The organism is Streptomyces sp. NBC_00122 (genome assembly GCF_045160845.1).
In the GTDB taxonomy this organism is placed as follows: domain Bacteria; phylum Actinomycetota; class Actinomycetes; order Streptomycetales; family Streptomycetaceae; genus Streptomyces.
On the sequence record NZ_CP108191.1, the window covers coordinates 453,186 to 477,223 of the forward strand.

Annotated in this window: 22 protein-coding genes and 2 pseudogenes; 20 read left to right on the forward strand and 4 right to left on the reverse strand. The window is 67.3% G+C overall.

Annotated features, from left to right (window positions below; all coding sequences use genetic code 11):
* Nucleotides 1–8: 8 nt before the first annotated feature.
* Nucleotides 9–464 carry an SAM-dependent methyltransferase gene (locus tag OG737_RS02115; RefSeq protein WP_328930184.1) on the forward strand — a complete coding sequence of 152 codons (456 nt, stop codon included), beginning with the start codon at nt 9–11 and terminating at the stop codon, nt 462–464.
* A 218-nt stretch (nt 465–682) separates the two neighbouring features.
* On the opposite strand, the gene OG737_RS02120 is transcribed toward OG737_RS02115, so the two are convergent.
* On the reverse strand, nt 683–865 hold the full coding sequence (locus tag OG737_RS02120; protein ID WP_215150480.1) for a hypothetical protein: 183 nt from the start codon (nt 863–865) through the stop codon (nt 683–685).
* A 319-nt stretch (nt 866–1,184) separates the two neighbouring features.
* Between OG737_RS02120 and OG737_RS02125 the strand changes: the two genes are divergently transcribed.
* Both OG737_RS02125 and OG737_RS02130 read left to right on the forward strand, forming a co-directional pair.
* Complete coding sequence (locus tag OG737_RS02125; protein ID WP_328924413.1) at nt 1,185–2,513, forward strand: GAF domain-containing protein; 1,329 nt, start codon at nt 1,185–1,187, stop codon at nt 2,511–2,513.
* Between the two features lie 53 nt (nt 2,514–2,566).
* The gene (locus OG737_RS02130) at nt 2,567–4,090 is read left to right on the forward strand and encodes an aldehyde dehydrogenase family protein (RefSeq protein WP_328924414.1); all 1,524 of its coding nucleotides are present in this window, start codon (nt 2,567–2,569) and stop codon (nt 4,088–4,090) included.
* A gap of 557 nt (nt 4,091–4,647) precedes the next feature.
* On the opposite strand, the gene OG737_RS02135 is transcribed toward OG737_RS02130, so the two are convergent.
* Entirely contained in the window at nt 4,648–4,926 is a 279-nt protein-coding gene (locus OG737_RS02135) for a helix-turn-helix domain-containing protein (RefSeq protein ID WP_328924415.1), read from the reverse strand.
* 282 nt (nt 4,927–5,208) lie between these two features.
* Here OG737_RS02135 and OG737_RS02140 point away from each other — a divergent pair, with 282 nt between their 5' ends.
* The 15 genes from OG737_RS02140 to OG737_RS02210 all read left to right on the forward strand — a co-directional run bounded on the left by OG737_RS02140 (nt 5,209) and on the right by OG737_RS02210 (nt 20,635).
* Nucleotides 5,209–6,162, forward strand: a complete 954-nt coding sequence (locus tag OG737_RS02140; RefSeq protein WP_328924416.1) for an ABC transporter ATP-binding protein — start codon at nt 5,209–5,211, stop codon at nt 6,160–6,162.
* A complete protein-coding gene (locus OG737_RS02145) occupies nt 6,159–6,965 on the forward strand; it encodes an ABC transporter permease (RefSeq protein ID WP_328924417.1) in 807 nt (268 codons plus the stop codon). Before OG737_RS02140 ends, OG737_RS02145 begins: the two co-directional genes overlap by 4 nt.
* A gap of 101 nt (nt 6,966–7,066) precedes the next feature.
* Nucleotides 7,067–7,687: a hypothetical protein gene (locus OG737_RS02150; RefSeq protein WP_328924418.1), complete on the forward strand. Its 621-nt coding sequence runs from the start codon at nt 7,067–7,069 to the stop codon at nt 7,685–7,687.
* Nucleotides 7,688–7,697: 10 nt separating this feature from the next.
* On the forward strand, nt 7,698–8,075 hold the full coding sequence (locus OG737_RS02155) for a nuclear transport factor 2 family protein (RefSeq protein WP_328924419.1): 378 nt from the start codon (nt 7,698–7,700) through the stop codon (nt 8,073–8,075).
* Nucleotides 8,072–9,088, forward strand: a complete 1,017-nt coding sequence (locus tag OG737_RS02160; protein WP_328924420.1) for an LLM class flavin-dependent oxidoreductase — start codon at nt 8,072–8,074, stop codon at nt 9,086–9,088. Before OG737_RS02155 ends, OG737_RS02160 begins: the two co-directional genes overlap by 4 nt.
* A gap of 49 nt (nt 9,089–9,137) precedes the next feature.
* Entirely contained in the window at nt 9,138–9,695 is a 558-nt protein-coding gene (locus tag OG737_RS02165) for a flavoprotein (RefSeq protein ID WP_328924421.1), read from the forward strand.
* Nucleotides 9,692–10,672 carry a hypothetical protein gene (locus OG737_RS02170; RefSeq protein ID WP_328924422.1) on the forward strand — a complete coding sequence of 327 codons (981 nt, stop codon included), beginning with the start codon at nt 9,692–9,694 and terminating at the stop codon, nt 10,670–10,672. Before OG737_RS02165 ends, OG737_RS02170 begins: the two co-directional genes overlap by 4 nt.
* 209 nt (nt 10,673–10,881) lie before the next feature.
* Nucleotides 10,882–11,028 carry an LxmA leader domain family RiPP gene (locus tag OG737_RS02175; protein WP_328924423.1) on the forward strand — a complete coding sequence of 49 codons (147 nt, stop codon included), beginning with the start codon at nt 10,882–10,884 and terminating at the stop codon, nt 11,026–11,028.
* 175 nt (nt 11,029–11,203) lie between these two features.
* Nucleotides 11,204–12,505: a pitrilysin family protein gene (locus OG737_RS02180; RefSeq protein WP_328924424.1), complete on the forward strand. Its 1,302-nt coding sequence runs from the start codon at nt 11,204–11,206 to the stop codon at nt 12,503–12,505.
* A 190-nt stretch (nt 12,506–12,695) separates the two neighbouring features.
* Nucleotides 12,696–13,892: an insulinase family protein gene (locus OG737_RS02185; protein ID WP_328924425.1), complete on the forward strand. Its 1,197-nt coding sequence runs from the start codon at nt 12,696–12,698 to the stop codon at nt 13,890–13,892.
* Nucleotides 13,889–15,001, forward strand: coding sequence for a class V lanthionine synthetase subunit LxmK (gene lxmK, locus OG737_RS02190; protein ID WP_328924426.1), 1,113 nt, complete (start codon nt 13,889–13,891; stop codon nt 14,999–15,001). Before OG737_RS02185 ends, lxmK begins: the two co-directional genes overlap by 4 nt.
* Nucleotides 15,002–15,006: 5 nt before the next feature.
* Entirely contained in the window at nt 15,007–15,975 is a 969-nt protein-coding gene (locus OG737_RS02195; RefSeq protein WP_405921126.1) for a T3SS effector HopA1 family protein, read from the forward strand.
* 79 nt (nt 15,976–16,054) lie between these two features.
* Nucleotides 16,055–18,418: an SDR family NAD(P)-dependent oxidoreductase gene (locus OG737_RS02200; protein WP_405921127.1), complete on the forward strand. Its 2,364-nt coding sequence runs from the start codon at nt 16,055–16,057 to the stop codon at nt 18,416–18,418.
* Complete coding sequence (locus tag OG737_RS02205) at nt 18,406–19,821, forward strand: KamA family radical SAM protein (RefSeq protein ID WP_405681461.1); 1,416 nt, start codon at nt 18,406–18,408, stop codon at nt 19,819–19,821. The genes OG737_RS02200 and OG737_RS02205 overlap by 13 nt, the downstream gene beginning before the upstream one ends.
* 490 nt (nt 19,822–20,311) lie before the next feature.
* Complete coding sequence (locus OG737_RS02210) at nt 20,312–20,635, forward strand: hypothetical protein (protein ID WP_328924430.1); 324 nt, start codon at nt 20,312–20,314, stop codon at nt 20,633–20,635.
* Nucleotides 20,636–21,387: 752 nt separating this feature from the next.
* Here the strand turns inward: OG737_RS02210 and OG737_RS02215 are convergent.
* Nucleotides 21,388–21,849 carry a tetratricopeptide repeat protein gene (locus OG737_RS02215; RefSeq protein ID WP_328924431.1) on the reverse strand — a complete coding sequence of 154 codons (462 nt, stop codon included), beginning with the start codon at nt 21,847–21,849 and terminating at the stop codon, nt 21,388–21,390.
* Between the two features lie 24 nt (nt 21,850–21,873).
* Here OG737_RS02215 and OG737_RS02220 point away from each other — a divergent pair.
* Together OG737_RS02220 and OG737_RS02225 are read left to right on the forward strand one after the other, a co-directional pair.
* Nucleotides 21,874–21,981 (forward strand): annotated as a pseudogene (locus tag OG737_RS02220) (SAM-dependent methyltransferase); the annotation flags it as partial.
* Nucleotides 21,982–22,180: 199 nt separating this feature from the next.
* Complete coding sequence (locus OG737_RS02225; protein WP_328924432.1) at nt 22,181–23,689, forward strand: DUF4246 domain-containing protein; 1,509 nt, start codon at nt 22,181–22,183, stop codon at nt 23,687–23,689.
* A gap of 7 nt (nt 23,690–23,696) precedes the next feature.
* On the opposite strand, the pseudogene OG737_RS02230 reads toward OG737_RS02225, so the two are convergent.
* Nucleotides 23,697–23,845, reverse strand: a pseudogene (locus tag OG737_RS02230) (IS5/IS1182 family transposase); the annotation flags it as partial.
* Nucleotides 23,846–24,038 lie beyond the last annotated feature (193 nt).

Below are 24,038 nucleotides of genomic sequence, written 5' to 3' on the forward strand. Positions count from 1 at the left end.
CTGTGACGATGGAGTGCGAGCCGGTGGGCGTGGTGGTGGGCGGCCGCGCGGAGGTGGTCGACGACGACTGGGGGCATGAGGCGGCGGTGATCCGCCTGGACGGCACCCGGTTCGGCCCGGAGGCGCTGTACGGGCTGGAGGACTTTTCGCACGTCGAGGTCGTCTACCACTTCGACCGTGTGCCGGTGGAGAAGGTCGAGACGGGTGCGCGGCGCCCGCGGGGCAACCCGGACTGGCCGCTGGTCGGCATCTTCGCCCAGCGCGGCAAGAACCGGCCGAACCGGCTGGGTGTCTCGCGGTGCCGGGTGGTGAAGGTGGACGGCCTGGACCTGCACGTGGAGGGCCTCGACGCGGTGGACGGCACGCCGGTGCTCGATCTGAAGCCGTACATGGCCGAGTTCGGTCCCCGCGGCGAGTTGCGGCAGCCCGAGTGGGCAACTGCGCTCATGCGCGACTACTACTGAGCGCGCGCCTCGACTCACGCCTCTGTATCGGCCCCTGCGCGGAACTACCGGCGGGGGCCGAACACGGATGCCTCCTGCGGGCACCCGCCCCGCACGGACGCCGACGGCTACCGCGACGACACGGCGGCACGCCTGGGAACCGGCGGCGCCGCCTGACTGCGCCGCGCGGGCCGGCCGGGCTCCGCGCCGAAGGCAGAGCCTGGTCGGCCCTGCCGCCGTCAGCGGCCGATCTGCTTCCTGGATATACCCCGCAGTCGACGCCGCTGAGAGGAGTCCAGCAGGAGGTAGGCGGCCGCGGGCACGCCGATCAGCACCAGCAGCCCCGCCCAGAACCCGACCGCCCAGAACAACACGATGGCTGCCACTACACCGGCAACCGCGACCTTTCCGCTCGTGGACATCTGCGGACACCTCCTCCTGCCGTAGGCCACTACCCCCTCAACGCACCAGCGCGACCGCGCGTTCCCGAGCCCGGAACGCGTGCGTCGCGGTAGCGCCTCGACCGTCCCGTGACCCTCGGTAGCCACACGCACGGATTGCATACTCTCCGTGATCTCCGGCCGAGGCGAGGGCGGGGAGACGGACCCGCAGGCCCCGGCCACGCCCGCGGCGCTTCGGCGCGGACCGGTCTGCGCAGTGGCCGACGTACCGCTTGTCGGGGGCCGGTGCCGGGACGACGATGGGGGCGCTCCGGGTACCGCGGCACCACGGGAGGGTGACATGGACGATCCTTCGGTGGCGCTGCCGGGCGGTGCCGATCCCGCCGCGCGGACGCGGGAACTGCGGCGGGCCCATGCCGCGTTCACCCTGGAGGGCCGGGTCGAGGCACCGGTCCGGGCGGTCATCGCGAAGTCCTGGCGTCGGTGCGCCCGTGCCCGGGTCAGCCCGGAGTGCGCGCCCCGGGTGGAGCTGGCGGAGGCGGAGCTGCGGCCGTACCGCGAGGAGCACCCCCTGGCTCGGGTGATGCCGCTGTTCAGGGACCTCGTGGGAGCCTTCGCCGCGCACGGGGCGCATCTGCTGGCGGTGTGCGACGCGCGGGGCAGTCTGCTGTGGGTGGAGGGCGAGCCGGGCACACTGCGGCGGGCGGAGCGGCTCGGCTTCGTCCCGGGCGCGCGCTGGGCGGAGACCGCGATGGGAACCAACGCTCCCGGTACGGCGGTCGCGGTCGGTGAGCCCGTGCAGGTCTTCGGAGCGGAGCATTTCAGCCGCCGGGTCCATCCGTGGACCTGCGCGGCGGCCCCGGTCCGCGATCCCCGGAATGGCAGGGTGCTGGGCGCGGTGGACATCACCGGCGGCGACGGCCTCGCCCACCCCCACTCCCTCGCCTTCGTGCAGGCGGTGGCGCGGGCTGCGGAGGCTCAGCTGGCCCTGGCCGACCCCGGCCCGCCGGCCGCCCGCGACACCCTCGCCGCGCTCGGTCAGGACGAGGCGGTGCTGGTGACAGGGGGGCGCAAGGTGCGGCTGGGGCGGCGGCACAGCGAGATCATGGCGCTGCTCGCCCACCACCCCGAAGGGTTGTCGGGCGAGGAGCTCGCGATCGCGCTGTACGAGGACGAGTCGGTGTCACCGGTGACGTTACGCGCCGAGATCTCCCGGCTGCGCGCGCTGCTGGGGCCCGCGGCCCCACTGTCGCGGCCCTACCGCACGGCCGGTCCGCTCGACGCCGACTTCACCGCGCTGACCCGGCACCTGGCCGCCGGGGCGGTGTCCGCCGCCCTCCACCACTACCCGGGCCCCCTCCTGCCCGCCTCCACCGCGCCGGGAATCGTGCGGCTGCGGCGTCGGATCGAGGACCAGGCACGGGCCGCCGTGATAGCCCGGGCGGACACCGGCCTGCTGACCGACTGGGTGTGCAGCCCATGGGGCGCGGACGACCGGGAGGCGTGGCGTGCGCTGGCGGCAGCGCTGCCGCCCGAGGGCAGGCCGGCCGCGCTGGCCCGCGTCCACGCCCTGGACCGGGAGTTCGGCGCGCGCGGGCCCGACGTACGGGAGCTCGCTCGGCCCGGCGGCCGCGGGCGTGCAACGTATCCGCAACCTGCCCGCTCCTAGCCTCCCGGCGAGCGCTGTCCGACGGTGGCCGGCGCCCGGCAAGGGAGGACACCATGGCCCGTTACGCTGCGCCCGGTACCGAGGGGGCGCTCATGTCGTACGCGTCCCGCTACGGCCACTTCATCGGCGGCGAGTACGTCGAGCCCGCCCGTGGCCAGTACTTCGCGAACCCCTCCCCCGTCAACGGACAGCCCTTCACCGAGGTGGCGCGCGGTACCGCGGAGGATGTGGAGCGGGCGCTGGACGCGGCGCACGCGGCCGCGCCCGCCTGGGGGCGGACCTCCGTGACGGAACGGTCCACGATCCTGCTGCGCATCGCGGACCGGATGGAGCAGAACCTGGAGGCGCTCGCGGTCGCGGAGACCTGGGAGAACGGCAAGCCCGTACGGGAGACCCTGGCGGCCGACATGCCGCTGGCCATCGACCAGTTCCGCTATTTCGCGGGCGCCCTGCGCGCGCAGGAAGGGGCCCTGAGCCAGCTCGACGACGACACGGTGGCGTACCACTTCCACGAACCGCTGGGCGTGGTCGGCCAGATCATCCCGTGGAACTTCCCGATCCTGATGGCGGTGTGGAAGCTGGCTCCCGCGCTGGCCGCGGGCAACACGGTGGTGCTCAAACCGGCCGAGCAGACCCCGGCGTCGGTGCACTACTGGCTGAGCCTGGTGGCGGACCTGCTGCCGCCGGGCGTGGTGAACGTCGTCAACGGCTTCGGTGAGGAGGCCGGGAAGCCGCTGGCCTCCAGCCCGCGCGTGGCGAAGATCGCCTTCACCGGCGAGACCTCCACCGGGCGGCTGATCATGCAGTACGCGGCCGAGCACCTGAAGCCCGTCACCCTGGAACTCGGTGGCAAGAGCCCGAACCTGTTCTTCGACGACATCTGGTCGACCGACGACGACCTGCGCGACAAGGCCCTGGAGGGGTTCACCATGTTCGCCCTCAACCAGGGCGAGGTGTGCACCAGCCCGTCGCGCGCCCTGATCGAGCGGGGACGGTACGGGGACTTCCTCGACGCGGCGGTGGCGCGCACGGAAATGATCGTGCCGGGCCACCCGTTGGACACGGACACGATGATCGGCGCGCAGGCCTCGGAGGAGCAGCTGAAGAAGGTCCTGTCGTATGTGGAGATCGGCCAGAAGGAGGGCGCGAAGGTCCTCACCGGCGGTCTGCGCCAGGAACTCGACGGCGATCTGGCCGGTGGCTTCTACGTCCAGCCGACCATCTTCGAGGGCGACAACCGCATGCGGATCTTCCAGGAGGAAATCTTCGGACCGGTGGTGTCGGTGACCTCGTTCCAGGACTTCGACGACGCGGTGCGGATCGCGAACGACACGGCGTACGGCCTGGGCGCCGGCGTGTGGACCCGCGACATCAACACCGCCTACCGCGCGGGCCGCGCGATCCAGGCGGGCCGCGTCTGGACGAACTGTTACCACGCGTACCCGGCGCACGCGGCCTTCGGCGGCTACAAGCAGTCCGGCATCGGCCGCGAGACCCACAAGATGATGCTGGAGCACTACCAGCAGACGAAGAACCTCCTGGTCAGTTACTCCCCGAAGAAGCTGGGCTTCTTCTAGAGGCACAAAAGAAGGCGCCTGACCTGGGCTTTTGCCCGTCAGGCGCCTTCTACGCGCCCCTCTCACAACGAGGACCGCTCTGCGCGCCCTATCCCAGTTCCTCCCACCGCCATCCCGCGCCTGACCAGCGGTTCCGGACCAGTCACGGACCAGATCTGACGATCAGCCCTCTGCAGCAGCCTCACCGGCACGCCGGTCCAACTCCTGCAAGGACTGCTCAATGAGCCGGCTGGAGTGCTCCTAAACGCCGGCGAGGAACTTGGCGTAGCGACGGAAGAGGACCCCGATGCCCTGCCCGGCATGTCGAGCACACTCGGCCGGGTCCACGCCAGAGCGAAGCCAGAACGAGATGCCGGCGTGCCGGAGGTCGTAGGGCCGCCCCCTTCCGCTCCTCCGGCGGCTCCGTTCCCCATGCCTTCTTGTTGAACGCCCACGAGCAGAGCGCACGCCGAAGAACGCGCGGCTCAGGAAAGGCGGCCCCAGGGCGTACCAGGCGGGTGCAATCGACGCGCACGACTGGCTCACCGCCTACCACCTGCCGCCCTGCGCACCCGGCCTCAACCCCGTGGCCTGTGGTCGAGGACCGCCTGCCGCACGGCGGCCTGCTCGGCCTCGCCGAGCACCTGGTGCAACCCGACCGGCTTACCGCGCGGGCGCATGACCAGCGCCTCCCGGCCGTCGATCTGCCACTTCGCCCACCACTTGTCGACCGCCTTCAGCGACACCCCGAACAGCGCCGCCACGTCCTCACGGTCCCGCCCCGCCACCAGCGCGGCCACCGCCCGCAGCCGCAGGGCCTCCTGCGCCGACGGCGACAGCTGCCGCGCGTCCCCCACCCGGCCAACGACCCAGAACCCGAACCGTTTCTGATCAATGCCAGCTCGCGTTCACCGTCGCCCGCAGGGCAGCCACTGCCCATCAGGCACGACATGACGCATGAGTTTGACAGAGGGGAGATGGCAGGTTTTGATCAACTTTCACTGGAGGAAAGGGCGGCATCTGGGGAGGGGCGCGCGAGGCTTCTCGATGCCTTGCACGGAACGTCATACCAAATGGCGTCGGCCGGCTGATGACATATCACACTGTCAGCTGCTCGAGAACGACACGAGACTGGAACCATGAACGACGACAACGGTTTAGTGATCGACGCGCGTGACGTGCAGAGAACGTACGGGGCCGGGGGGAGGAACGAGTACAGGGCAGTACGTGGTGTGACGCTGCAGGTCCGCCGCGGCGAAGTCTTTGCACTCCTGGGGGCCAATGGTGCCGGGAAGACCTCCATCGTCGAATTGTTGGAGGGATTGGCGCCCGCGGACGGCGGCACGGTACGCGTACTTGGGCATGACCCCTACCGAGAGCGGACACTTGTGCGCCCATTGACCGGCGTCATGCTTCAGAGTGGTGGGTTTCCCGCAGATCTCACGGTGACAGAAGTAGCGCGTTTCTGGGCTCGGTGTGCTCGCCCTGGCCGAACGGTGTCCGAGGTACTGAGCCTTGTGGGGCTGCAAAGTCGCCAATCGGTGCCCGTGAAGCAGTTGTCCGGCGGGGAGCACCGCCGCCTGGATCTGGCGCTCGCGGTGATGGGACGGCCTGAGGTCTTGTTTCTGGACGAGCCGACGACCGGGATGGACCCCGAAGGCCGTCGGGACACCTGGGAGATCGTCCAGCAGCTGCGGCAGGAAGGGGTCACGGTACTGCTCACGACGCACTACCTCGAAGAAGCGGAAGGCATCGCCGACCGCGTGGCCATCCTGCAGGATGGCGTCGTTGTTGCAGAGGGGACCACCGCTGATGTGATTGCGGACCACCCTTCCCGGGTTTCCTTCGAATTGCCCGCGGATTGTTCGGAGGCGCTGCCGGCCATGCCCGGAGTGACGAGGCGTGAGGTTCATGGGCGGACAGTCGTGCTACATACCCAGTACCTGCAGCCTGTCCTCACAAAGCTGCTGGTGTGGGCCAACCGGCACGGGGTCGTTCTGCAAGGCCTCGATGCGAGGTCTGCGACACTTGAAGATGCCTTTCTGGCCATGACTCCCACCGGGCAGTCACGATCCGTGAAGGTGGGATCATGAGCACGAACCTTTCCTCGGCGACTTCAGCCCGGGGGAATCGGCTCTTTGCCTTGGGGCGCGCAGAGTTGACCATGCTGATGCGGAACAGAAGTGCACTTTTCTCGGCACTCGTCCTGCCTCTCGGATCTCTGGTGATCATGTACTCCTTCGTGCCCTCGACCTTCACGGGCGAGGGCCAGGTGCGAGTCGATTCCAGGCCCGTCCTGGTTACCGGCACGATCGGTATGGTCCTGCTCTTCGTCGTGTACTCCAATCTGGTGGGCGCGTTCGTGGCACGGAGGGAAGGGATGGTTCTCAAGCGGCTGCGTACCGGGTCCCTGACTGATGGCGAGATCCTGGCCGGTACCGCTCTGCCTGCTGCAGCTGTGGCATGGGCGCAGTGCGGCCTCGTCATTGGTCTCGGCATCGGCGTGCTGGGGTTGGTGGCGCCTGCTGACCCGGCACTGCTGACGATCGGCATCCTGGTGGGAACGCTCCTGGTGGCGGCACTGGCCGCCTGCACAGCGAACTTCACTCGCAGCGTGGAGATGGCGCAGCTGACCACGATGCCGTTGCTTCTGGTCTCCGTTGCCGGATCGGGTCTGGCGATCCCTTCGGCAGCCATTCCGTCCTGGCTGGCTGAGTGGTGCGCGTACCTGCCGTTGACGTCGGCGATGGATCTTGTTCGCGCGGGGTGGCTCGGCGCTCCTGACGGGGAGGCTGTCTGGCCTGCGGCGCTGCCTGACCTGGTGGGCGCCGGCGCATGGACGGTCGCTGCTGTGTGGGCCGCCCGTACGCGGTTCCGCTGGGAGGCCCGCAAGTGACTTCTCCTGTAGGCCGTAACCACGATCAGGCCGAATTCGAAACATTCCACAGGATGCCCGCAGGGTCGGATTCTCCGGGTGTGGACGAGGGAGGATCTGCAGTGTCCGTCACCCCCCCTGCAGCGAAAGTGATTCCGAAGCAGTCCAAGCTTGGGATGGCGAAAGTACTGGGCGGAGCCCTCCGTGATTGGGTTGTCCGCCGGCCTCTTCCCGGGGTCGAACAGGCGACGTCGCTGCGGCACTCCTCCGACACCCGCCAGATGATCATCATTCTCTGCATCATGGAGGGCGTCCTGGCATTTCTCGTCTCGAGGATGGTGCCTCCGGTTCTTCGGCCCGCGCACGCGGTGTTGGAGGTATCGATCGTCCTGATCGGGTTCGGTGCGGTTGCCGCCATGCATCGCCATCCACACCTCCTCACCTCCGAGCGGATCACGCTGCGGACGGGGTTTCTCGGCGCAGTGGAGATCCCGGTCCAGGCCATCAGTTCTGTCGGTAGGGGGCTACGCACGGTTACCGGCCGAGGGCTTCGCTCCATAGCAGATGAGGGTGACGCAGTTGCCTGCTCCGTCGGCGCCAGCGTGAATATGTACATGGAATTTGATCGGCCGCTGAGTCTGAATCTCGGGAAGCCCGGTGTTGTAGCGGCGAAGAAGATCTATTTTGCGGCAGACGATCCCGACGCCGCAATGCGAGCAATACGAGCAGTCGTCAAACCGTAAGGAAATTGCTGTGAGTGGTGAAGTGCAGGAATTTATTTCTTTACCGATGGATACCGTGGAAGCCCAAGTGGTCGAGCGCCAGATCGCCGCCTACAACAGCCAGTTGCTCGACGACTTCATGGACTGTTACGCCGACCAAGCCGAACTGTTGATCGACGGAGTCCTCGCCATTTCCGGACAGGAAGCACTGCGCGGCATGTATGCCCAGCAGTTCGCGACCAAGCCTGCTCAGGCCGCCGTGTTGGGCCGCATTGTTCAGGGCGAATGGATCATCGACCACGAGCGGGTCGTCGTGGAAGGCCAAGCGGCGACACTCGTCGCCATGTATCGCATACGGGACGGGCTGATCCAGCAGGTGAACTTCGTGGGCCAGGAGGTAGAAAGATGAACGAATTCACAGCCCGCAAGGGGGCGCAGCTCCCGGCTGGAGATATTTCGGTCTTCTTCCCGGTGATGCCGGCTCGACCGGCCGACGTCATCGGTTTTGCCGAACTCGTCCGCGACACCAGTCTTACCCGCCTGTGGATGGGCCAGTCCCTGACCCTCGACACGAATCAGGTCTTCTCGCATCTCGCGGGTCAAGGGCTCTGCATACCCGTTGGTACCGCAGTGACCGTCATGGCATTGCGCCATCCGTACGAGGCTGCGGCCTCGGCGCGTTCCGTGGCTGCGCTCACCGGGGAGTCGGTCATTGCAGGGTTCGGTCCCGGCGGAGCCAATTTCGTCCGTTCGCTTCGCGGCTCCACCTACGAAAGCCCGCTCACCGCGAGTCGTGAATATGTGTCGCTCGTGCGGGAGGCACTGACCGGGGAGACGGTCCGTCGAGACGGCCGGTACCACGTCCTGCACGGGGCCCTGCCGACGCTGCCTTTCGGGAATCCTCCGGTGCACGTGGGCCTGGGCGTCCTGCGGCCGGGTATGGCCCGGCTCGCCGGCGAAGTGGCGGATGCCGCCATCACCTGGCTCACCCCTCTGCCCTACCTCCGCGACACGCTTCTCCCCGCATTGCGCGAGGGCGCCCGGAGCCAGGACCGCAGCCTGCCGCGCGTGGTGTCACTGGTGCATTTCGCGGTCGACCGCCCCGATCGCGACTCGCGAGCTCTCGTACTGGCCGCCAACAGGATGCATCTCAGCTCGGAGCACTACACATCGATGCTCCGCGGGGCCGGAGTGCAGGCCGATCCCGCGGACGTGAACGCCGGCGCCGAGGCGCTGGTCGAGAACCAGGTCTTCGTTACGGGTTCCGCCGGTGAGATCGCGGAGCGGATTCGAGAGTACTTCCGCTCGGGCGTCGACGAGGTGGTGCTCAGTCCGTCCGGCGTTCTGGTGCGACACGGCATCGAGGCCGCTCTCATCGACCTGCGCGCCGTCCTCGCGGAACTCGAGCACGACCATGTCTGACCCCAGCGCACCTGCGGCCTTCAGGTTCACGCCTCGCAGGCTCCTCCTGGTGGGGACCGGCGCCATCGGTGTGACCTTCCTGCCCTACTGGGTCAAGTGGCTGCGGATGGAGCTCCCGGAAACGGAATGCCGCGTCGTTGTCACGCGCAGCGCAGAGCGGTTCGTGACACGCGAAGCGCTGTCAGCGCTCAGCTCGACCGAGGCAGCCCTCGATGTCTGGCCGGACACACCGCAGACCACGGCCCAGCACGTTGCATGGGCGGAGTGGGCCCAGGCAGTTGCGGTGTATCCCGCCACCCTGAACTTCGTCAGCCGCTTCGCCATCGGCCTGGGTGACAGCCCGGCCATGCTCGCGATGCAGTGCACGCGGGCTCCCATCGGGCTTGCTCCTTCCTTGCCCCCGGGTGGAATCCACAACCCTGTGGTGCGCCGTCACCTCAAGGAACTCGAGGAGCGTCCGAATATCAGCATCCTGCATCCCCAGAGGGGGCCCAGTTCCACAACGGGCCGTAACGATGCCTTCGTGCCCCCAGAGCTGCCCGGGCTTTTGACCTTGATGGAACAATCGCTCGGGGACAGCGGTTCTGCGGGACGCCGAGTCACGTGAGCGCACACCATTACGGGGATCTCGTCGATGAGCTCGGGACCCGTTTCACCAGAACGTCTGTATACCGGCGGAAGGTTGAACAGAGTTGCGCCGACGACGGCGCCTATCTGTGGGTGCGGTCCGCCGGCCCCGCACGTTCGGTCCAGATGCAGGTGCCCGACCGTCCGGTGGAACGCCTGATGCGCGGCTTGCCCGTCACCGCATTGCGCCTGTCCTTGCCCCAGCAGGACGGGCACGCACTCGTGTATCCGGCCCCTGGCCCATGGTCCTTGGGGAAGCTGCTGATGCAGCAGCATCCCCGTCAGTCATACCCGAGGGCCCGTGAACTCCTACGAGAACTGGGAGTCCTGCTGCGGCATCTGCACGCCTCACCTCCCGCGGATGTCGCCCTCCTTGCGGCGGACCGGAGGCCCGACCGTTCGGGAGTGCACCGGCTCGCGCACTGGCTCGCAGGAGGTGACGCCACGGCTTCGGAGCCCTTGCGCCGACTCGCAGCCCTGACCAGCGACCAGCTCGGACAGGGGCGCTGGAGGAAGTTGCGGGACTGGTGCGATGCCGCACTCGACGACAGAGCTGGGAGAGTGCTTCTGCACGGCAACCCGGGGACCGGAGTGCTCGTCCCCGGCCTCGGCGATCTGTCTTCCGTGCTACTCATCGGGGAAGACGTGCAGGTCGGGCCTACAGCTCTCGACACCGGCCGTGTGCTGGGCGAACTCACCGAATTGCGCGGCATCATCACACGCAAGGGAGGCCAGGAGGCCGCCGCCCAGTGGTCGAAACTGGGCCGTGCCTTCTTGGACGGATACGCAGATGATCTGTCACCACTCGCTGGAACGATCGCCACACTGACCGTGCTCGCCCATGTCAGGGACTATTGCGAATTCGTGGGCTGGGACGACTGGTGGTTCTCGGTTGCTCTGGAAATTATCGCGGAGCAGCTCGACGGCAACGGGAAAGGCGCCGTTGACTGGCATTGACAGCCGGCCCCAGTCGCCTGAATGACAGATTCCATTAGCCGGGCGGTTTACGCCGCCCGGCAATTCGACATGCGTGAATTCGAGTCGAAAAAATTGTCGAACATTTCTTGAAAACCCTTTGAGGGGCTGCTCGGACGGTGATAGAAATGTTTCAGCAAGCGGTTCCGGGATTACTCGGAATCGGAATCCGTATAAGAAAGGGGTGTCCCATGGACGCCGAGAAGCTCATCGAGGGTTACACCGTCTACACCAACGCCGAGGAGCTGGCCGCCAGCGCCCAGGACGAGGCGCCTGCCACCTCGCCGGTCGTCCTCACCATCACGGTCACCGCGGCCACCTATGTCGAGGGTTGCTGACGCAGCTGCTAGCTGCACAGTCCCTGTGAAGCTGACACGCTGGCGCCAACTGATCCCGTCAAAAATCGAGTCGGCGCCAGCGTCTCAGATCCAAGGATAGCGTGGGGCTGCGGCTCAGCCGCAGCCCCACGACGCGTGCACATTTCACCTCGTGCAGCGCGACAAAGGAAGCTGAATGCCTGAACTGCAACGGTTTTCCCTCCCCAATGGTCTGAGGGTGCTGCTGGAACCCCGCCCCTCCGCCGCCGTCGTGGCCGTCAGCGTCCACTACGACGTGGGCTTCCGGTCCGAGGCGGAGGGTCGGAGCGGGTTCGCGCACCTCTTTGAACACCTCATGTTCCAGGGCAGCGAGAACCACGCCAAAATGGCCCACTGGACGTACGTTCAGGGCCTCGGTGGTTCCGTCAACGGATCCACGCACCAGGATTACACGGACTACTATCAAGTCCTTCCTTCAGAAGGCTTGGAACAGGTTCTCTCCATGGAGATGGACCGCATGCACACACTCCTCATCACCGAGGAGAACCTCTGCAATCAGCGAGCCGTCGTCAAGGAAGAGATAAGGCTCAACATCCTCAACCGGGCTTATGGCGGTTTTCCCTGGATACCCCTTCCCGCGCTCCTCTACAGCACGTACCCGAATACGCACAACGGGTACGGCTCATTCGAAGACCTCGACTCGGCGAGCGTCGCTGACGCCGTGGACTTCTACCGCGCGCACTATGTGCCCGCCAACGCAGTCCTCACCGTCTGCGGGGCCTTCGACCCTGATCGCACCGCGGCCTACATCGAAGAGGTCTTCGGCGCTCTTCCTCACCACCCCACGCCGGCCCCGGCCGTGCTGCGCGAGGAGCTCCCGGGAACCACTCGCCATGGCCGGCGGGAAGACGTACATGCCTCGCTGCCGGCGCTTGCCCTTGGCTATCAGCTCCCGGACCCCGGGACGGAGCTGGACGCCTACCTCGCGCACATGGTCCTGTGCGAGATCCTCACAGGAGGCTCATCGTCCAGGCTGCACACGCGATTGGTCCGTGAGAAGGGCGCCGCCGTCCACGTGTCGGCGGGTTGCGGACTGTTCAACGCACTGGACACGCGTGCCCCCGACACCCTCGCCCTGGCCGTGACCCACCATCCGCACGCCGACCCCGAATCAGTACTCGCCGAAATCGACAGCGAACTGGCCGGGCTCGCCGAGACGCACGCACTTGCCGATCTCGTGCCCACGGCGGTGGCCCGGGTTGCCGCGAGGTCCGCCCGACGCAATGCCGACCTGCTGGCGCGCACGCGGGCCATGGGGACGTACGAGCTCCTCCACAATGCCCCGGCGCTCGTGGATGAACTGCCCGGCCGAATCCTGTCGATCGGGGCCGAGGCGGTCACCTCCGCGGCCCGCGCGCTGCTCACTGACCAGAGGGCGGTGCTCCGCCTGGTCACCAGCCAGGCCGTCCCGCGCCAAGCAGCAGAGCCGAAGACATAGCGAAGAGAGCTGGCTACCCGATATGGATGGTTTCGCCCGGCCCCGGCCGGCAGTGGACACGACCATGTCCAACGGATTGCGTTGTGTCGTAGTCCCCGACAGCACTGCCTCTCTGGTCGAGATCCGCATGTACATCCCATGCCCCGCCACAGGGGAAGCGCATGCCGCCGCGGCCCACATCCTCAGTGATGTGCTCTTGCACGTGGCGGGCGGGCGGACAGGTGAACACGCGCAGGCCTGGACCGTCGCCGACATCGACTCTGCCCGGAACGCCGAATGGATCGGAGTCTTCGGCTACACCCCCGCGGCTTCGCTGCCAGCCGTCCTGCGGGAAATCGGCCGGCACCTGGCGGAGCCCCGGTTCAGCGACGCGTCCGTAGCCGAGGCCCGCGACCGCCTTGCGGCGCAGGTCGCCATCCGGCGCGGCGAACCGCGGTGGATGGCGCTCACCACCCTGCTGCGCAGGTGCCGTGCGGAGAAGACCATGCCGCACGAACTGCCGTCCCCCGCGGCGCTGAGGGGTGTCGAGCCCGGGGCGGTCCGCAGCCTGCACTCCTCACGTCTCACACCGCATGGAGCGGTCCTCGTCCTCGTCGGCGATGTCCAGGGCTCACCGGTTGCCGCCCTCATGGAAGAGGCCTTCTCCGGATGGCGCAGGGACGAAGCCCCACAGGACCTCCCGGCTCTTCCTTCCGCCGCCACCGACGAAGTCGTACTCGTCCACCGGCCGCACTCCGCACAGGCCGAGCTCCTGATGATGAGCCCAGCGCTGCAACGGACGCACCCGCGACGTCCCGCCCTGGACATCGCGAACGCAGTCTTCGGGGCAGGGGTTGCCTCTCGCCTCGCCATGAACATCCGGGAGCGGAAGGGATACGCGTACATGGCGGGGTCGGCGACCGAGATGGTTGCAGGGAGCCCCACGACCGTGGTCCGCCTGGCGGCGAACGAAGAGACCGCCGCCCTCGCTCTTCGCGACACGAGGGCCGAACTGGCCGCCATGATCTCCAGCCCGCCCACGGAGGAGGAGATCGCGGTGACGAAAAGACTGCTGACCGGACGCATCGCGACCGCACTGGTCTCCCCCTCCGCACACGCGACTCTGCTCGCCAACCTGCTCTCCGAGGGCGTGGGCCCCGAGTGGATGGACCACTACCCACTGGCCCTCGCAGCGGTCGGCTCCGGGGACGTCGTCGAGGCAGCGCTCCATCATCTCGACCCCGCAGGATTCGACACGGTCGTCGTCGGCAATGCGACAGCCCTTGCCGTATCCCTGGCCGATGTCCCCGGGATCACGGTCCGCCGGTTCGAACACATCGACGACGTGCCTCACGGGCTCCCGGCCCCCTCCCAGCTCCAGCGAACCGACCAGGAGGTATCACGGTGACGTCCGACCACCGTTATCGTACGAGGGTCACCGATGTGGACTCCGTGCCGGCGGTCGCGAACGCCCTGGCCGGACTGCGTCTCGGCACCCTCGACAGCACGAACCTGGTGGCACACAACGGCCGCAACGAGAACTGGGCCGGCCGAACGACCAGCGGCGCCAACGTCTTCGTCAAGCGTCTCGAGGGACCTACTGCAGATGTCTCCCGGCGCCTCAACAACATCCTCACTTTCGAAGAGCTCCTTGCCACCTCCTCGACAGCGGCATTGAAAGCCCCGCGCTACCTAGGCTGCAGTGAGGAGGACGCGATCGTTGTCTTCGAACTCCTGCCGGGGGCCCGCACAGGTGCCGAACGGGCGGACGACGACGCATTCGAGGAGAAGGACGCATTCCGTGTCGGCGAGATGATCGGAGCTCTCCACGGAATCAACCCGGCCCCGGCGACAACCCTGGATACGAGCCTGCCTGTCCTGCCTCCCGTCTCGTACCTCGACGCGCTGCCCTTGGAGACTCACCGCAACTCCAGCTTCGCCGAGCTGGAACTGTGGCGAATCCTGCAGCAGGACGACGCGCTCTCCGCGGCGCTCCGACGCCTGAGGGACAGCGAGGGCCAGTCCGCCGACCGTCGTGCGATCCACGGAGACCTCCGCCTCGACCAGCTCCTCTTCGTCGACGACATGCCCTACCTGATCGACTGGGAAGAGCTGCGCTGGGGTGACCCAGCCCGAGACCTCGGCGCGTACATCGGCGAATGGCTGTACCGCGCGCTGCGCAAGCTCCCGGGAACCGGAACCGAGGACTCTCCCGAACCGGCCGACAGCGCGGATTCGGGACGCGAGCTTGTCGCCCGGGGGGTGCGCGAACTACTCCGGCGGCGACCCTTGATCGAACAATTCTGCACCGGGTACCGCTCCACTGGCCGGCCGTTCGAGGCATCGCTGCGCGAGCGCAGCGCGGGCTTCGCGGGCTGGCACCTCATAGACCGCGTGATGGCAGCAGCTGCTCGGCGCCCGAGTCTGACCCCGCTGGACCGAGCAGCGCTGGGGACCGCCAGGACGGTGCTGGTCGACCCGGCCGCTGTTACCAAGACACTCGGTCTGGAGGACTGAAAGCCATGTCGAGCCCCACACCGTCCCCAGTGCTGTCCGAGCGTCTGCGCTCCGCTCTCGAGGAGCTCGAGGTGGACCCGGGTGCCTTGACCGCCCGCGTCCTGGATACCACCGTCACGGCGAGCACCTTGCCCGAACTCCGTCACGCCCTGGCCTACAAGATCTACGAAGTACTGCACGCGGGAATGACCTTGGGGGATGAACCGGCCCTCCGTACCCTGCGCGACAGGCGGTACGAGAGGCTGCTGTCGGACGCCGTAGCCCACCATGACACCTTGGTGGAAGCATCCGTGACGGAGGCCGCAACGAGCGCGGACAACGCACGACGCATCGCGACCATCGACGGGGTGCGCACGTTGGTGGACGCGCCGGCTCCGGCCGACGCACAGGTGGCACGACGTGCTGACCGGGACCGGTTCCTGCTGCGCTATCCCTCTCGCCGCCCCGCGCTTTCTCCGGGATTCTTTCTGGTGGACGGTTCCCGCGGGCGCCCCCGAACCACTCGTCTGCGCCGCTACTACCTTCACATCGAGGACGCAGCAGCAGCCCCGCAGGCATGGGGGCAATTGCTGACGGTGCTGGAGGGCGGCGCGACCCGCTACCGAGCCAAGATCAGCTCGAATCCGCTGTACTACCCGCGCAGGGATGCGATCGTCGTCTACCTGGACGACGATGACGCTGCTCTCTTCGACGCCGCAGGGATTGCCGCCGTCCTCACCGGACTCGGCCGTACGACGTCGGTTTTCGCCCGGGAGCTTGCCCCCGGCGTGTCCTCGGCCGAGGAACCGTCCGACAGCCGTCCCGGCATGGCCCGCATGAGCTTCGGCCAACACCGGTCCCATGCCGTGGCCGAGGGGCTCATGGACCACGCCCTGCATCCCGCCGGTCCGACCGCCGAGGCAGCGGTCTGCAGTGCACTCGCCCAGGCCAACATCGTGCCGCACGCGCCATGGATGAACGGCGACGGGCGATGAGAGGACCCCACCGCCCTCTGCCGCCCCTGCGGAAGCAGCCGACACACATCCCCGACCCCAGCCCCCACAGGAGGAGCAGATGACAGCCGAACCGCGCATCGTACTGATCACCGGCGCCACGTCGGGCCTGGGCCGGCACCTGGCGGAGCAGCTCGCAGATCAGGGCGACACGATCCTGGTACACGGGCGCGACGCCGGACGTGTGGACTCCTGTGTCCAGGGCCTTCGCGCCGCTGGAGCCGCAGCCCACCCCTACGTCGCGGACCTCGCGCGTCTCGACGAGGTACGAGCCCTCTCGGAACAGATCCTCGCCGAACAGCCACGCATCGACGTACTGATCAACAATGCGGGTGTGGGCCCGGGGCCGGAAGGCGCCGAAAGACAGCTCAGCGACGACGCGCATGAACTGCGCTTCGCCGTGAACTACCTGGCGCCGGTGCTTCTCACACGCCTTCTGCTGCCAGGGCTGAGGAATGCCCGTTCGCCCCGCGTAGTGAACGTCGGATCCGCCGCACAGCTCGAAATCGACTTCGACGACCTGACGATGGACCGCTTCTACCACGGGTGGGTGGCGTACGGGCGATCCAAGCTCGCGCTGGCGTCATTCAGCACGGACCTTGCCGCGGAACTCGCAGGTGAACACATCCCGGTGAACTGCGTCCACCCGGCCAACTTCATGCCGACGCCCATGGTCCAGGAGCTCGGCATTCCCTCGGAGTCGACCATCGAGCAGGGCGCCGAAGCCGTCCTGCGACTGGCCTGCGCGACCGGAGACACAGCGGCAACCGGCGGCTACTACGACGGAGTGAATGCGGCGCCGCCTCACCAGGACGTCCTGGACCCCGCCAAGCGCGCCCTCCTGGGCGAAACCAGCGAAGAGATTCTGGCCAGCCATCTCGCGGCCGGGTCGGACTTCCGTACGCACGTCGAGAAGATTCTCGCAGGGCTCGAAACTTCGCCCGCCCGAGAAGCCCTCGTCCACCGGGGACGGCGCACGACCGCGCTCGAGCTCCGCGCCATGGTGTTCCGCATGGCCCGAGCCCTGCGCCGCCAGGGGGTGGACCGCCGACAGACGGTGACCATTCTCAGCGGGACCCGGCCCGAGGCCCTCGCCGTCCGATTCGCCGCAGGCCTGGTCGGCTGCCGCGTCCACCATCTCAACAACAGTCTGACGGCCGAGACGCAGGCGGCCATCGTCCAGGACATCGAGACCCACACGCTGATCGTCGATCCCGGGTACGGCGATCGAGCCGAAGAACTGACCGGCCTGGCGTCGGTGGCGCAGGTCCTCTCGCTCGGTCCGTCAGACACGCGTACGGACCTCTTGGAGCTTGCCGCACAGGAGGCGGCAGATCCGTTCCCCAGCCGAGCACGCCCCCAGGACATCTGCGTGTTCAATTACACCGGTGGCACTACGGGCCGGCCCAAGGGTATCGCCGTCACCTATGAGGAGATCAGCGGCAACTACACCGCTCCGCCCGCCGGCGGGGCGCAGAAACCCCGCCTGCTGATGTGCACCCCCCTGATGTACACCGGCGGCGTGATGGCCGACGTCGTCCTCATGAGCGAGGGGACTGTCGTGCTTCACGACGGCTTCGACGCCGGCGAGGTGCTTGCCGCCATCGAACGCGAGCGGATCACGCACATCTTCCTCGTGCCGCCCATGCCCTACCAGCTGGTGGACCATCCGGCCTCGGTCACGACCGACACCTCCAGCATGCGCACCGTCATGTACGCGGGCTGCCGGGCCTCTGCCAGCCGTCTCGCCGACGTGGTCCGGCGTTTCGGGCCGGTCCTCGTGCAGTCCTACGGACAGAACGAGGCGGGAGGGATCAGTGTCCTCGCGTCCCAGGACCACGACCCCTCGCGGCCGGGCGTGCTGAGCTCCTCCGGCAGGCCGCTGCCGTGGGTCACGGTCGCGATCCGGGACGAGGCCGGACGCGAACTTCCGCCGCTCGAACACGGCGAAATCTGCGTGCGCTCCAAGACCGTCATGCGCGGGTACTGGAAGCAGCCCGACGAATCGGACGCGGTACTCAAGGACGGCTGGCTGCACACCGGTGACATCGGGTTTCTGGACAGCAACGGATACCTGACCGTCACCGACCGGGCCAGGGACATGATCAACGTGGCGAGCGACCACATATATCCCTCCGACCTCGAGGATCTGCTGAACTCCCATCACCTGGTCGCTGACAGCGCTGTCTTCGGCGTGCTCGGCGACGATGCGATCGAGCATGTTCACGCGGTCGTCGTGCCCGTCCCCGGTGAGACCATCAACCCGCAGAAGCTCCTGGAGATGGTGCGCGAGGCATGGGGGGAGATCTGCGTCCCCATACAGCTCGGCTTCACGGACAGCCTGCCGAGGACCGGCGCCGGAAAGCCTGACAAGCAAAGACTGAAGGCTCTCGCGAGCACGCGGAAAGTGGAATCGGAACTGTGAGCGCCACGACGGAAGCGGCGGCCGCAGGGACACGGCTGCCGGGCTCGGCCTTCCAGCCGTACACCTACCGCCGAACCGAACTGGTCGAGCCGGACTGGCAGCGCTTCCCCGGCTGGCGCGAGGTCAGCGCCGAACAGTGGATGAACCCTCAGTGGCAGCGCGTGCACTGCATCAAGAATGCGCGTCAGCTACGGGGCGTGATGGGGAACCTGCTGGACGACGACTTCTACGACGACTGGGAACGCGACCGACTGCACCGCGCCACGATGTCCGTGCTGGTGCCGCCGCACATGCTCAACACCATGGTTCCGTTCTCCGTACCCACCGGTGCGGGCTCACTCACCGCCGAGTTCTACACCGACGCTGTCCGCCGGTACATGCTGCCGGTGTTCTCCGACAGGCACCCCGTCTGGTCGTCCCACCCGAGAGCGAGCCGCGACTCCCTGCACGAACAGGACATGTGGGTTGTCGAGGGTCTCACGCACCGGTATCCCACCAAGGTGCTCGCGGAACTCCTGACCACCTGCCCCCAGTACTGCGGGCATTGCACCCGGATGGATCTCGTCGGCACGTCGACGCCCCAGGTGGAAAAATCGCGCATGACGCTCAAGCCCGCCGACCGGGCAGAAGCGATCCTGCAGCATCTGCGGCGCTCACCGGGAATCAGGGACGTCGTGGTATCCGGCGGCGATCTGGCCAACATGCCGTGGCCCCGCCTGGAGGCATTCCTCAACGAGCTCTTGGACATCGACAACATCAGGGACATCCGGCTCGCCAGCAAGGCACTCATCGGCCTGCCGCAGTACTGGGCTTCCGCCCCGGTTCTGGAGGGTATCCACCGTCTGGCGGCGAAGGCGGTGCCACGGGGCGTCCAGATCGCCCTGCACACCCACGCGAACGCAGCTCAGCAGGTGACACCGTACGTCGCTCGCACTGCGCGAGCACTCCTGGCTGCAGGATTGCGTGACGTGCGCAACCAGGGTGTCCTCATGCGTGGGGTGAACGACAGCGCTCAGTCTCTGCTCGACCTGTGTTTCGCGCTGTGCGACCACGCCTCCGTCACCCCCTACTACTTCTACATGTGCGACATGATTCCCCATGCGGAGCACTGGCGGCTTTCGGTCGGCCAAGCGCAGCGCCTCCAGCACGAGATCATGGGGTACCTTCCCGGGTTCTCCACTCCGCGCATCGTGTGCGACGTTCCGTTCGTAGGAAAGCGGTGGGTCGACCAATACGAGGCCTATGACCGTGACCGAGGCATTAGCTACTGGGGGAAGAACTACCTCACGTCCCTGGAGGACGGAGAACATGGTGCTCTCGGCCGACAGCACCAGTACTACGACCCCATTGACCTGTTGCCGACATCGGGCCAACTGTGGTGGAAGGAATCCGCCCGGGGCTGAAGCGCGGCGGTTGTCGGCTTCGAGCGGCGGCCGGTAAATCGGCGCGCACGAACGCGAAGTGCTAGGTCACCGCTGCTTCGAGTCCTCGAGCCGGGCCGGCGCGGGTCGAGGAGCAGGACCGCGATCAGCATTCCGCTGGACAAGGAACCCGGTGACGGAGCATCGAGCAATTCCATCGCCATAAACAAAGCCGGCGTTGAAGGCGGACCGCAGCTGTCAAGAAGGCCACACGTGCAGCTGTTCCAAGACCTTCAGTTGTTGTTTCACGTCATCACCGATGGCTCTGGAAGCCAGGTGCCCCGGAGGTGACTTTACCGGCCTGGCCCGGGCGACCCCGCACGAGGCGGTCGAGGACACCGACGAGCGCCGCATCCTGCGCGAGACGACCAAAGTTGATCCTGGACCGCCGCCAAGAGTGACGGCCCCACACCAGCCCCCATACCAGCCCCCACACCGTCGCCACCGCGCGACCGACCAGAAGGAGACACACATGTCCCACCCGATCCTGCGCAAGGCGGCCGTTCCCGGTGCCGTCCTGGCGGCCACGGCAGCCCTCGTCCTGGGAGCCTCGCCCGCGTCCGCCGCCGCACCGCAGTCGGCCGCATCCGGGTCCGCCGTGTCCGCGGCGGCCGCCTGGACCCCTCCGCCGGGCTACGTCCGGGAGACCTCCTACGTCGGCTCGCTCGCCGCGTGCGAGACGAAGGGCGCGGAAGGCGTCGCGAACGGCGCCTGGACCGCCTACGTCTGCCACCAGGAGTACCGCCAGCTGACCGACATCTGGATGATCTTCACCTCCCTCTACATCAAGAAGTAACCACCGCCGACGCGGCAGCCTCCTGACAGGCCGTCGCCACGGCCGACCGGGGGCGTCCGAAGTCACCTCTGCTGACTTCGGACGCCCCCTTCGACCGCGCCACGGGGCCGGCCGGACAACTTCCGCCGTCCCGGAGTGGGGCGTCCAACCATCAAGCCGAGGTCGTGAGTTGCCGGTGCAGCCTGGTGGGACTGGGACATCATCGCCTGGAACCCCGCGCGGTTGGGTCCGGGTGCCGGGCAGGCACGACATCTCGTATGCCCACGGCCTGGAGCCGGTGTTCAGCGACCCGGTCTTCGTCACGTGCCCGGCCGCCTTCCAGGACCCGGTGCTCCGTACTCCGACACCTGACGTGCTCCGGCAAGCCGAGCCCCTGCTTGCGCTGGCCGAACTCCTATTACTCCAGCAGGACTTTGGTGTCTGACCTGACCAGCTACCGTCCCGCTACACTCCAGCCGCCCGGCATCCTCCCAGGTCAGACAGCAGAACCCTGCTGGAGTGCTAGAACGAGCGCCAGACCCGTCCCAACACGGCACCCTGCGTCACGCAGGACAGGAAGGCCGCCGGGCGGGCCAGGCCGTCGGCCTCCCAGACCACCGGCAGACGAAGAATCTCCTCATCTCGTACTCCCCGAAGAAGCTCGGCTTCCTCTAGAGCCACGAAAAACGGCGCCTGAACTGGGCTTTTGCCCGTCAGGCGCCGTTGGCGCGACCCGCTCGACACGGAAGGACCCGTCACGGCCCAAACCGAGCTCACCGAGTACGCGGCGCCCCTGGCTGACCCGATGGGCACCCGCCTGGTTCCGGAACGCCCGGTCGAGGTGCTGGTCGATGGCGTTCATGACGTCTGATCGGTGGTGATGCCACCGGCTGTCCGGGCGCGTTCGCGGTCGGCGCCAGTCCGTGCTCGGCCACGGCCTTGGCGAGGTCGCCCATGGACCGGGCGGCCTCCGCAAGGGCGTTGAACGACTCGGCCTCGTCTCCGGGGAAGTCGAGCCTGCGGCTCAGCTCCACGGCGTGGTGGTGATGGCGCCGGGCCTCGTCGTAGCGGCCTTGCAGCAGCCCGATGTTGTTCAGCACGATGGTCTCGCCGATGCGGGATCCCGCCTCGCGGTACACGTGCGGCGCTTGCCGATGGCGCTCGTGGGCGTCCTCGTACCGTCCTTGGCGATCGTGGATGATGCCAAAAGTCGGTCCGGCATCTGGCTTCGCCACCGCGGTCGCCGAGCTCGCGGAAGAGCCTGCTGGGGCTCGCTGGCCTCATGGGCGCTGGACCACCCTGCCGATCCAGTCGGCGCACAGGTACTGGAGACGGCCACCGCCCAGCGTTCGCAGTGGCTGCCCGGTGCTGTACTCGGACGCAGGGACCGTACCCCCAGCAGCGCCTCCATGTTCGCCTCGAACAGGTCCGGCACCTCCTCCTCTATGACGCGACTACGTCGAAGCCCTGGCTCCCGGACCAGCGATGACGGGGACCACGACTGCGGTGTCAGTCCGCTCAAGTATCCTTCCCGCCACCGCACACCGACTCGGAGGACCGAGAGAATTGACCGGCCTGCCTGCTTTCCCGCTGCCCTTTCACGCATCCCGTTCCATATCGTTCGCGACACCCCGAACGCTGCGGGAACTTCAGATGATGCAGTGCAGCTCACACATTCGGGCGAAGCCGGGATGGTTCGACAAGATGAACGATGCCGACATCGTCGCCAGGTGGACGCAGGAAGCGGTCGCCCAGGGCCTCACCGAAGCACAGGTTCGTTACGTGCTTGCCGAGCTCGTGCATTACGCCGCGCTGCGGGACGGGCGAACCGGCGTCGAGGTGTCGGCCGTCGACGGGGTGTGGCAGTCGGACGCACTGGTCGACGACAAGCTCAGATCCCGGCTGCGCGAGGCGGTTCAGGTTCTGGAACAGGTCCCCGAAGCAGAACAGGACTGGCATCCCGGATCCGACGGCCAGGTGCTGGATCTGGTTCATCCCTCACTGTTCTGCCTGGTGAGAGAGGCGAGTGGCGCGCCCGAGCGGGCTTGGCAGAACCCGACGGACCGCTATTCGAGGTACGAATTCTCGGAGAAGTTCCAGTGGCTGCCCACGGACGTCGACGTCAGTGACGACGGCGATGTCGCCTTCCGTTCGTACGTCAACAACGTCCACCCCGAGATTCACCACGAACTGGCCGCCGTCCTACCGGACTTGTTCGCACGCATGCGCCCGCTGCTGGAGAACGTGCTCACCGATCTGCGCCATCCGCGGCCCGTGCGTATCGAGGCCGATCCTTACGGGTGGTACGACTCGGAGCCGGAGTATCCGAGCAAATCCTCCTACAGTGATGACGAGGCCTACGCAGAGGCCCGTGGCGCGTGGGAACAGGCCCAGGACGACTGGTGGGAGAACCGCCGCCCGGTCATCCCGGACGCCCCGGCCTTCACCCCGCCCGAGTTGCCGGACGCATCCGCCCGAGTCGACCTGCGCGGCCGCCGCCTCCAGGTCATCGTCAAGCTCGCCACCATTCATCTCACCGCGGACAAGCCCGAGTACCCCGGCGGTTCCTGGCACGTCGAGGGGATGATGAACGAGCGGATCGTCTCGACCGGCATCTACTACTGGGACAGCGAGAACATCACCGAAAGCCGGCTGAGTTTCCGGGCGGCACTCGACGACCCGAACTACGAACAGAACGACGACAACGGTCTGCGTGAGGTCTACGGCCTGGAGGACGAAGACGCACTGAACCAGATACTGGGATCGACATCGACCCCGGCGGGCCGCTGCCTGGCGTTCCCGAACATCCTGCAACACCGCGTCGACCCATTCCGCCTCACGGACACCACCCGCCCGGGACATCGCAAAATTCTCGCGTTCTTCCTGGTCGACCCGTCGGAAAGGATCGTCTCGACATCCGATGTGCCACCGCAACAACCATGGTCCGACACCTCGACCATGACGCTCGAGCAGGCAAAGGACTACCGCGAACAACTCATGCAGGAACGCAAGTTCTTCGTCGACGAACACAACGAGCAGCTCTACGAACGAGAATTCTCCCTCTGCGAGCACTGAACCTCATTCATCCTGAAGACGTGCGGGTCAGGAGCGTGTGGACGGCCTGGACGATGGCGCCGATGCGCCGGGGGAGCCTTTGGCCCGCCGGCGCAGTCGCCAGGTTTTCAGCTGTGCGAAGGCACGCTCTCCAGGAGCCCGCAGCCGGGGGTGTCCACGGTTGAACTCCCGTGCGGGAAAGGTGTCCCACCAGGCGCCAGCTCGAACCTGAACGGCTCTTGCTCGGCAGGTGGGCGGGCGATGCGCCCCGGGAACCACGCGTACCAAGATCCGGACCATCTCCGGGCCGGCCCTCTCCAAGGGCCCTGGAGATGCTCGCTCCCTTCCGTTTGCGACGCCCCGTCAGGCC